This window comes from Deltaproteobacteria bacterium, assembly GCA_009930495.1.
In the GTDB taxonomy this organism is placed as follows: domain Bacteria; phylum Desulfobacterota; class Desulfovibrionia; order Desulfovibrionales; family Desulfomicrobiaceae; genus Desulfomicrobium.
The window spans coordinates 1-3,160 of sequence record RZYB01000242.1 but is presented as its reverse complement, the minus strand read 5'-3'; the positions used below and the strand labels follow the sequence as shown (position 1 = coordinate 3,160).

Annotated in this window: 2 protein-coding genes; one reads left to right on the top strand and one right to left on the bottom strand. The window is 58.6% G+C overall.

Features of this window, described 5'->3' with window-relative positions; genetic code table 11:
• Window positions 1-185 precede the first annotated feature (185 nt).
• On the bottom strand, window positions 186-1,538 hold the full coding sequence (locus tag EOL86_13200) for a phosphomannomutase (GenBank protein ID NCD26531.1): 1,353 nt from the start codon (window positions 1,536-1,538) through the stop codon (window positions 186-188).
• 114 nt (window positions 1,539-1,652) lie between these two features.
• On the opposite strand from EOL86_13200, the gene EOL86_13195 reads away from it, so the two are divergent.
• Window positions 1,653-3,160: PAS domain S-box protein (locus EOL86_13195; GenBank protein NCD26530.1), on the top strand; the 1,508-nt coding region annotated here is incomplete at its 3' end.

Sequence of the window (3,160 nt, the reverse complement as noted above, 5' to 3'; positions counted from 1 at the left end):
CAGGATCGAACTGACGACCTCTTGAATGCCATTCAAGCGCTCTCCCAGCTGAGCTACAGCCCCACAACGCGAGAACAGGAACTGCCCAAAGTGCTCGAAAAAGGCAAGCACTTTTTATTCTTTCCATGGATTCACCACCAAGGCCCCAAACCACGTTGGGCTTCAGAGGCGCTCCTGTTCCCGGTTCATTGCTCTTTGTCGAGAATGGCCAGAATTTGAGCTGTTTTCTTCATCATCAAACCTTGGTTTCCACGAGACTCCACATTTAGCCGCAACACAGGCTCTGTATTGGACGAACGCAAATTAAAACGCCAGTCCGAAAACTCCAGGCTCAAGCCGTCGGTGTCATCCCGAGCCAGGGCTTCCGGGGCGAATCGCGCCTCGACGCGGGCGATGGCGGCCTTGGCGTCGGACACGCGGCGATTGATTTCCCCGCTGGCCGGGAAAGCGGCCATGGCCTCGTCCACCAGGGCCGACAGCGGTTGTCTCGTGACACTCATCAGCTCCGCCACGAGCAGCCAGGGGATCATGCCCGAATCACAGTAGGCAAAATCGCGAAAATAATGATGAGCGCTCATCTCTCCCCCGTAAACCGCATCTTCCCGACGCATCCGCTCCTTGATGAATGCATGTCCGGTCCTGGACATGATCGGCCGGCCTCCAGACTGCCGCACGGCTTCGATGGTGTTCCAGGTCAGCCGTGGATCGTGGATGATGCCCGCCCCGGGATGCTTGGCGCAAAAACTCCGTCCCAACAATCCAACCAGGTAATATCCCTCGATAAAGCGGCCGGTTTCGTCGAAGAAAAAACAGCGATCGAAATCACCGTCCCAGGCCAGCCCCAAATCCGCGCCGGTTTCGCGCACGGCGCGGGCCGTCATGTCCCGATTCCCAGGGAGGAGCGGATTGGGGACACCATGGGGGAATGATCCATCCGGTTCGTGGAGGATCTTGTGAAAGACAAACGGCAGCCTGGGTTCCAGCAGGTCGACAATGGCCCCGGCTCCGCCATTGCCGGCATTGACGACGAGGGACAGGGGCGACAGCCGGCTTTGGTCCACGTACGACAAAAGATGATCGCGGTATCGCTCGCGGGTGTTCAAACCATGAAGGTGTCCCAGACGACGCGGGGTGGAAAAATCATTGGCCTCGACCAAATCCCGGATGGCAAACAGCCCCGTGTCTCCGCCAATGGGCCGGGATTGCTCGCGCACAAACTTCATCCCATTGTAATCCCGTGGATTATGACTGGCCGTGACCATGATGCCGCCGTCCATGTCCTGATCGAAAACCGCGAAATACACTTCCTCGGTGCCGCATTCGCCCAAGGTGAAAACATCAACGCCGCCTTCGATCAGTCCCCGGGTCAGGGCCAAGGCTAGGCCCGGACTGGAAAGCCGGATGTCATGGCCCACCACCACGCGCTCGGAAGACAAATAGGCCGCGTACGCCCGACCAATACGGTAGGCCAGGGTTTCATCCAGTTCGTCGGGAACCTTGCCGCGCAGATCGTAGGCCTTGAAACAGGAAAGATGCATTGGGAGCTCCCTCTTGAAATACCCGGGCCAAATGGCCATGAAAGTCCTGATTATCCAAGTGGCTGCAGAATGACCACGTACAAAGGAAGCCCCTCCGGAACAACCTAAAAAATCATGGAGATTCGGAAGAAATTGTGCTTTGGTTCCCGCCATCGCAATCCGCGCCAACCAATTAAGGACGCCATGGTCGACGACACGCCTTCCGAACTGCAAATCGCGTGCGCCCGCCTGGTTCAGATGGAAGCCCAACTCCAGGCCAGCCAGGAACGCTACCTTCTGGCCATCAGCGGCACCAACGACGGAATCTGGGACTGGAACCGAAACACGGACGACGTCTATTTCTCGCCACGTTGGAAGGAAATCCTCGGCTACGAGGATCATGAGCTGCCCAACGAAATCTCGGTCTGGATCAGTCGGATTCATCCCGAGGATTTCAACCAGGTCATGGCCGCCAACAACCGTTTCACGTTCAGCGACGCGACCCACTTTGAAATCGAATACCGTATCCGCCACCGAGACGGCTCGTACCGCTGGATCCTTGGCCGTGGCACCTGCCTGCGCAACCAGACCGGGCACCCCTATCGCATGGCCGGCGCGCATACGGACATCACCTCGCGTAAAAACGCCGAGGCCGCGCTGCGCACCAGCGAAGCCCAGAAGCGGGCCCTGCTCGACGGCATCGCGGCCAGCCTGACCTTTGTCGACACGACGTTACAAATTCAATGGGCGAACCGATACGCCGCCAAGACATTGGGTGTCGACAGTCTGGTGGGCCATACCTGCCAGGCCCTATGGAGCCAAAATCCCCGTGTCTGCGCCCATTGTCCAACGGTTCAGGCCCTGCGCGACCGAATTCCGCAAAACGGCGTCGTGCAAAGTCCGGATGGCCGGATCTGGGACCGGCGGGCGGAACCGGTTTTCGACGAACGGGGACACGTAACCGGAACAGTGGTCATTGCCCAGGACATCACCCAGATCATGTACACCCAGCGGGAACTGATCGAAGCCAAAAAAGCCTCGGAACAGGCCAGTAAAGCCAAGAGTGAATTCCTGGCCAACATGAGCCATGAAATCCGCACCCCCTTGAACGGCCTTTTGGGCATGCTGCAACTCCTCCAGGCCTCGGCCTCGGAGCCCGATCAATCCGAACTGCTGGACATTGCCCTGCAATCCGGCAAGCGGCTCGGCATCCTCCTGACCGACATCATGGATCTGTCACGGATCGAGGCCGACAAACTGCGCATCCATGCCGACGCCCTGCATATTCCGGATATTTTCCGCGACGCCATGATGCTCTTCCGCAAGGCCGCCATGGATCACCACGTGTGCATGACCAGCCACGTGCATCCGTCCGTTCCGCCTTACATCATCAGCGACGCCCTCCGCCTGCGGCAAGTGCTCTTCAATCTGATCGGCAACGCCATCAAATTCACGCCCCGGGGCGACGTCTCCATGGAGGCCTATCCCCTCCCCTGCCCGAATCAGACCAAAACCCGTGTTCTGTTCGTTATTTCGGACACGGGCATCGGCATTCCTCCGGAAAAGATCCAGGATATTTTCGAAATGTTCACGCAAAGCGGTCTGGCCAGGAACCCGGAGCAGGAAGGCGCGGGCCTGGGCCT